The 6,742-nt window shown below is 60.6% G+C and carries 7 protein-coding genes; 5 read left to right on the plus strand and 2 right to left on the minus strand.

Going from position 1 to position 6,742, the window contains the following annotated elements; translation table 11 throughout:
- Positions 1–163 precede the first annotated feature (163 nt).
- Both ARB25_RS04135 and ARB25_RS04140 read left to right on the plus strand, forming a co-directional pair.
- Positions 164–556 carry a type II toxin-antitoxin system Phd/YefM family antitoxin gene (locus tag ARB25_RS04135; RefSeq protein ID WP_055286021.1) on the plus strand — a complete coding sequence of 131 codons (393 nt, stop codon included), beginning with the start codon at positions 164–166 and terminating at the stop codon, positions 554–556.
- On the plus strand, positions 553–975 hold the full coding sequence (locus tag ARB25_RS04140; RefSeq protein WP_055286023.1) for a PIN domain-containing protein: 423 nt from the start codon (positions 553–555) through the stop codon (positions 973–975). Before ARB25_RS04135 ends, ARB25_RS04140 begins: the two co-directional genes overlap by 4 nt.
- Positions 976–1,068: 93 nt before the next feature.
- Here ARB25_RS04140 and ARB25_RS04145 read toward each other — a convergent pair whose 3' ends face one another.
- Both ARB25_RS04145 and ARB25_RS04150 read right to left on the minus strand, forming a co-directional pair.
- A complete protein-coding gene (locus ARB25_RS04145; protein ID WP_055286025.1) occupies positions 1,069–1,917 on the minus strand; it encodes a MerR family transcriptional regulator in 849 nt (282 codons plus the stop codon).
- A gap of 55 nt (positions 1,918–1,972) precedes the next feature.
- Positions 1,973–3,319, minus strand: coding sequence for an MATE family efflux transporter (locus ARB25_RS04150; RefSeq protein WP_055286026.1), 1,347 nt, complete (start codon positions 3,317–3,319; stop codon positions 1,973–1,975).
- Between the two features lie 350 nt (positions 3,320–3,669).
- On the opposite strand from ARB25_RS04150, the gene ARB25_RS04155 reads away from it, so the two are divergent.
- The 3 genes from ARB25_RS04155 to moaC form a co-directional block, all read left to right on the plus strand.
- Positions 3,670–4,707 carry a putative endonuclease domain-containing protein gene (locus tag ARB25_RS04155; RefSeq protein WP_055286028.1) on the plus strand — a complete coding sequence of 346 codons (1,038 nt, stop codon included), beginning with the start codon at positions 3,670–3,672 and terminating at the stop codon, positions 4,705–4,707.
- A gap of 233 nt (positions 4,708–4,940) precedes the next feature.
- Entirely contained in the window at positions 4,941–5,996 is a 1,056-nt protein-coding gene (gene moaA, locus ARB25_RS04160; protein WP_253276043.1) for a GTP 3',8-cyclase MoaA, read from the plus strand.
- A 4-nt stretch (positions 5,997–6,000) separates the two neighbouring features.
- The coding region (gene moaC / locus ARB25_RS04165; RefSeq protein WP_301280524.1) for a cyclic pyranopterin monophosphate synthase at positions 6,001–6,742 on the plus strand (742 nt) is incomplete at its 3' end.

The following is a 6,742-nucleotide window of genomic DNA, read 5'->3' on the forward strand; positions in this document are numbered from 1 at the left end:
GGTGACCCTGCGGACCGGTGCCGTTCCGGAGCGATAAGAGATTCATACGAAGCAGAGGCGCCAGTAATGGTTGATCGCCCCCATTGTGGTGATTCTTATACACGTTAACATTAACATTAACGTGTATACTTAGCAGTGAAGATATATGTTGAGAGGAGCAGTTATGGTTACGGTCGCGTTTTCGGAGCTGCGCCAAAACCTTACGCAGGTGGCCGAAAAGGTTGCTAATGAGGGCGAGGAGGTTGTGGTTTTCAAGCGGAGCAAGCCGTTGTTCAAAATCGTGCCGCTCGACTATCAAGGCCCGGTTGCAGTGGAATATGACGCTGCCCAGGAGCGTGGGGGCGCAAAACCGACGTGCGGCACGGGCAAGCCCAAGCGCGACGTGGGTACGATGTGGCATCCCAAGATCACCTGGAAGGAGATTCGCGAGATGCTCGCGGAGGATGAGGACTACCAGGAGTATCTCGATATCGTAGCCAAAATGCCAAAGGGAACGCCGCTCGATACGATGACGGTTGAAGATGAAAAGCGCGTCGCGAGGGAGCGCTACCTATGAGGGCATTTCTCGATACCAATTTTCTGCTCGATTGCGTGCTTCCGGGTCGGTCGGAGCATGGGGCGGCGCAAACCATCAAGGGGTTTGTTGACGTGGGGCTTATCGAGGGCGTTGTTTCGGCCTGCTCTCTCAAGGACGCGTACTACATTCTCACTAAACAGGCAGGCGAGGCGTGCGCCCGCGAGGTAGTGCGCGACTGTCTTAAGAGCTACTCGGTAGAGCCTCTCGACCAAGAAGCTTGTTTTACCTCCGCCTATTCCGATGAGCCGGACTTTGAGGACGGCTGTATCCGTGCGATGGCCGAGCGTGCCGGCGTGGACTTTATCATCACGCGTGACCGCGCCGCTTTTGTGCGCTCGACCATCAAGACCTTCTCGCCTGCAGAGTTCATCCGTGCGTTTCCGATTCCGGAGGAGTAAAACCGCCATATCGGGGACTGCCCTCGACATGGCGGTTATCCTGTAGCCGACGCTCGTTAGTTGAGCTGCACTTCATGCCTGTCCGGGAGGTTCTTAATCGAGCACAGTAACGGGCACCGTGATCTGTGTCACGTAGGTTGCCGGGTCGTCGCTGATGATGTCGTCGATGAGGGCGATTTCGCGCGAGGGCCCGGCGGGTGTCAGGCCGTGCTCGCGCATATAGCTGAGCAGCTGCTCATAGCGTGGGGCTGCTTGCCCGTGCGTGCCGCGGAAGCTTATGGTCAGGCAGCGCGCGGCGGGCCGCGTCTCGACGTCGCCCAAGTACTCATCGGTGTCATCGAGCAGCAAAAAGACCTCGTCGTAGCCATCAAAGTCGCCGGCGGCGAGGCGCTCGGCGCTAATCCCGACGCCTAAGTTGCCCAGAAAGACAAAGGTCTCGTGCTGGCCTTTCTGCAGCTGACGAATCTGCCACTCCAGCGCATAGGCGTCGGTAGGGTTGACGCGTTCGCGCAACACGGCGCAGCGAAGCTCGGGCGCATCGATTGTGCAAATGGTATCGAGCTCGGTGTTCAAGGCATCGTGGAGCAGCGCAAGCCGGTTGTCAATCTTGCGTGACACGCGTTCGAGCTCGCGGCGCTTGCGCTCGATGAGCTCCTGCTGCTGAGCCAGCTGCCGCTGCATAAGGTCCACATCGCGCGTGGTCACAAACTCGCGGATTTGTGCTAACGGCAAGTTGAGAACGCGCAGGTGGCTGATGGTGTTGAGGGTGGAGAGCTGCCGCGATCCGTAGTAGCGATACCCACTTGCCGGATCGATGTGCGCCGGGTCCAGCAAGCCCATCTGCTCGTAATGACGTAGCGTCCCCACGCTCAGGTTAAACAGGCGCGCCACCTCGCCAATGCGGAGCAGACCCTCGGTATGTTCGGTTGGCGAGTCGGTCATGGGACCGCTCCTTTCGGTAAAAACAGGGGAGGGGCGCCAGGCTCGCGTCGCCTCGCTACGCTGCCAACTTGTCAAAAGCCCCGCGCCGGTTGAGCACGGTAAACGCGACAACACAGATGACTGCCGACAAAATCGACCCGCACGGCGAAGCGATGCCCATGGGAAACAGCGTATCGGAATAGGCGTTCGACAGCAGCCACGCGCCCGGCACGCGAATGAGCGCCACGGCCAGCACGTTGTGCGCAAAGCCGATGTAGCTCTTGCCGTATGCAGCGAAAAAGCCGCTAAAGCAAATGTGGATGCCGGCAAAGATTGCGTCGAAAATATAACTGTGCATATAGCCGGTACCGGCCGCGACTACCGCGGGGTCCTTGGCAAAAAAGCCAATAAACGCCGGCGCCACCAGCCACATCAGCACCGTGATCAGGCAGCCGTACACCATCGAGATCGTCATGGCGTCCTTGAGCACCTGACGTGCGCGGTCGCCTTTGCCCGCGCCGGCATTTTGAGCCGTGAGCGCGCTGACGGTGGCGCCCATGGAGCTCGGCACAATGAACAAAAAGCTGATCATCTTCTCGACCAGGCCCACGGCGGCGGCGTCGACGAGCCCTCGGTGGTTGGCGATGACGGTGATAAACATAAACGCCACCTGGATGCAGCCGTCCTGCACGGCCACAGGTACGCCGATCTTAAGAATGCTGCCGAGCACCTCGGGCTGGGGGCGCAGGTCGCTGCGCTTAACGTGGATGTTCGTGCGGCGGCTCTTGAGCCACACGAGCGCGAGGGCAACGCTGGCCGTCTGGGCGGTTACCGTGCCGAGCGCCGCGCCCACGGGGCCGAGCCCCATATGGCCGATAAAAAGAAAGTCGAGCGCGATGTTGATGATGCATGCCACGCCAATCACGTACATAGGCGAGCGCGAATCGCCCAGCCCGCGAAAGATGGCCGAAAGAATGTTGTACGCGGCGATAAAGGGAATGCCGACAAAGCAGATACGCAGGTAGGCGGCGGTTCCTTCGACCGCCTCGGCCGGCGTGCCAATGAGCGCCACGATCTGCGGGCACAGTGCGAGTAGGACAGCGGCCAGTACCACCGAGACGCCCATAAAGAGCGTGATGGTGTTGCCGATGGCGGTCTCGGCGCGGTCAAACCGGCGCGAACCCACGGCGTGGCCGACGATGACCGTCGTTCCCATGGCCAGGCCCACGAGCGTCACGGTAATGATATAGAGCGTCTGCGCGCCATTACCCACGGCGGTGATGCCGGCAGCGCCGCTAAACTGCCCCATCATGTACAGGTCGGCCATGCCGTAGAGCATCTGCAAAAAGTACGAGAGCATATAGGGCAGGGCAAAGACCGCGATAGTCTTAAGGACATTGCCGCGTGTGAGGTCGTGTTCCATGGGCGGGGCACTTTCTGGTTCTGGCTGGGTTTGTTTACGTACCAGTGTAGTGAAAACCCTACAACGAATGTAGAGTCAAGGTTTATGTCGGCAGTGGGGCGAAAAAAGTCACGCTCCGAGCGCGGTCATTTCCATTTGAATGCGGGCATGCGCCGTGTAGGCTTAGCGCCTCTCACCTCGCCTCAAACCATCACAACATTCGACGTTTTTTGCCAAAATCGGGAAAAGCATCGAATGTTGTGATGGTTTTTCTGCCACTCGACCGGGTGGAATCGCTTTCTTGCGCACGAAGGTGTGCGGACCCGTGGGCAGGGGAATAAGGTTGGTTATCCGACTCCATTGGAGGGCTCATGGACCTGCCGATCGTCCTGTCCCATAAGACTGCCTGGCTGTACCACAACGTGGCGCGCCCGTCCGAGCCGCTCTCGCGAGCAAGCAGCCTATACGATGAGGACTCGCTTGCTAACGAGGCGGAGCCGACCGCGAGCCTGCCCAAATTGGGGCTCGATGCCAAGGGGCTGAGGGCTTCAACGGCAGTTGGGGTCGTTGCCGACTATCTGGTTTCGCTTGGTGTTCCACGAGAAGAGCTCGATCATATCGACACGCTCGTCAACTTCGATTTTGAGCGCTCGACGCCGGCTGGATTTAGGTGCCACGTGTTTGGGGCGCCGATACCTCCAGGCCATCTTATCGAGGTGGCAGAGGGCCTTCTAGTGGTTGATGAGGCCATGTGCTTTGTCCAGGCGGGCTCGTGGATGAGCGAGCCCGAGCAGCTGGAATATGGCTACGAAATCTGTGCCCGATACCATTTGAATCATCTGTCGACAGGCGATTATATCGAGATGGGGCAGAGGTATACCGTTGCCGACTTGATTGCCTATTGCAATGAGAACCGATCTCGTCAGGGGGCTATACGCGCGGCCGCCGTGCTCAAGCGCGTGCACGATGGCGCGCGGTCGCCCATGGAGACGGCCACCGCAATCATGGTTGTAGCAAAACGTTCCCAGGGCGGGCTGGGATACGCCAAGATCGAGCTCAACCATCGGGTCAATGTTCCCAACGAGTTCAAGTATCTCGCAAAGGCCGGGTATTTCGAGATCGACGTATATGCGCCTGCGAGCGGTACGGGGGTTGAATACAACGGCTCGGACCATCTTGATAAACAGCGCAGCGCGTCGGATGCGGAGCGTATGACCGTGCTGAGCGCGCTGGGCTTTAGGATGATCGTCCTCACCGGGACTCAGTTTGCCCATCAACTGCAATTGCATCGGGCAATGAATGCCATCGCGCTCGCTATGGGCCTTAAGTGCGACCGAAGCGAAGCGTTCCAGAAACGTCAGAACGACCTACGAGAATTCGTGATTCGGCACTGGGACGGCGGCCTTTAGGGGCGTTTTGGTCCTTCTGCGGGGTGCTGTGGGCAGGCAAACCATCACAACATTCGACGTTTTTTGCCAAAAACGGGAAAAGCATCGAATGTTGTGATGGTCTGTGTTGAGGATGGGCTTGGAAGGTCCGTTTTGTTCGAGGCGACCTGTCCTGTCGTACGGGTGTCGGCATGATTCTCTCGTGGGGTATTATGTTTTCCGAAGAATAAAACGCCGCGTGAGGGGAGGGCTGCGTGGACGGGCACGTGCAACATGACGGTTTTGGTCGCGATATCAACTACCTGCGCATTGCCGTTACCGACAAGTGCAATTTCCGCTGCATCTATTGCATGCCGGCCGATGGTGTGGCGCCCCGCGCACACGACGAGTTGCTCAGCGCCGAGGAAATCGCCCGCTTTGTGCGCTTGGTGGCGGGGGAGGGCATTCGCCGCGTGCGTCTGACGGGCGGCGAGCCGCTGGTCAGTCGTCGTATCATTCCGCTCATTCGCGACATCCGCGCGATCCCGCAGATTGAGGACATCTCGCTCACCACCAACGGCGCCCTGCTGCCCAAGCTGGCGCCGCAGCTCAAAGATGCCGGTCTTAACCGCGTCAATATTTCGCTCGACACGCTCGACCCTACGCTCTTTGGAAAGATCACGCGTCTAGGTCGACTCGAGCAGACCATGGCTGGCATCGACGCGGCGCTGGCTTGGGGCTTTGAGCCCGTTAAGGTCAACTGCGTTGTGGTGCGCCGGCTCAACCAAGACGTGGCGGCCCTCGCGCGCTTGACCGTCGACCGCCCCATCCACCTGCGTTTTATCGAATACATGCCCATCGGCGACGAGCGCACCAGCTCGCATTGCGCTGTGGACCCGCATGCGCCCACGCTCAATCCCGAGCTGTGGGACGCGAGCGACACCGTGCCGAGCGACGAGCTGCGGACGCGCATCAATGCCGGGGCCACCGCGGCGGGGCTGGGCGAGCTCGAGCCACTCGACATCAACGACGCTCCTGCCGGCGCGGGCCCTGCGCGCTATTGGCACTTTCCGGGTGCGGCGGGAACGGTCGGCTTTATTAGCGCCATGTCCAACCATTTTTGTGCGAATTGCAACCGTCTGCGCCTGACGGCAGACGGCAACGTGCGCCCGTGCCTGTTTAGCGATGCCGAGTATTCGGTGCGTGAGGCGTTGCGCCGTGGTGATGATATGCAGGTACTTTCGATTTGGCGCGATGCCGTCGCCCACAAACCGCAGGAACACGCGATAATTGAGGGCACGCAACGATTTATGTCCCAAATCGGAGGATGATCATATGGCCAAGAGCAGGTACGCCGATGCCACCAAGGCCGCTCGCAGGGCCGCGATGTCTGCCCACAAAGTCACGGCTGCGGCGAATGCTGGCAACGCCGACGCGTCCGCACGGCCGACTGCCAGCGCTGCCACCGAGCCCGCCCGCGACGCCCGTCGCGACGAGCTGACGCACGTGGACGCCAAGGGCGAGGTGCGCATGGTCGACGTGTCCGACAAGGCCGAGACCCATCGCATTGCCATCGCCGAGGGCACCATCCTCATGCACCCCGAGACGCAGACCATGGTGCTGCAGGACCGCGCCAAGAAGGGCGACGTGCTTGCCTGCGCGCGCGTGGCGGGCATCATGGCCATCAAGCGCACGAGCGACATCATTCCCATGTGCCATCCGTTGCTCATTACCAAGAGCAAGTGCGATATTGCGCCCATCGCTCCGGCGGGGACGCCGGTCGAGGACGTGCCCGAGGGCTGGGCGCCGGCGCGCGCGGACGGGCAGGTTGGCTTTCACGTACTGGTTACGGCGGGCGTGACGGGCAAGACGGGTATCGAGATGGAGACCCTGACCGGCGCGAGTGCCGCGTGTCTGACCATCTACGACATGTGCAAGGCCGTCGATCGCGGCATGGAGATCGTCGACGTGCGCCTGCTGCACAAGGAGGGCGGCCGCTCGGGCGTATGGGACCGCGCAGAGCGTCAGGCCGCTGCCGTTGAGGCCGTGGCCGCTGACGGTGCCGCGTCCGCGAGCG

This window comes from Collinsella aerofaciens (assembly GCF_001405375.1).
Classification (GTDB): domain Bacteria; phylum Actinomycetota; class Coriobacteriia; order Coriobacteriales; family Coriobacteriaceae; genus Collinsella; species Collinsella aerofaciens_F.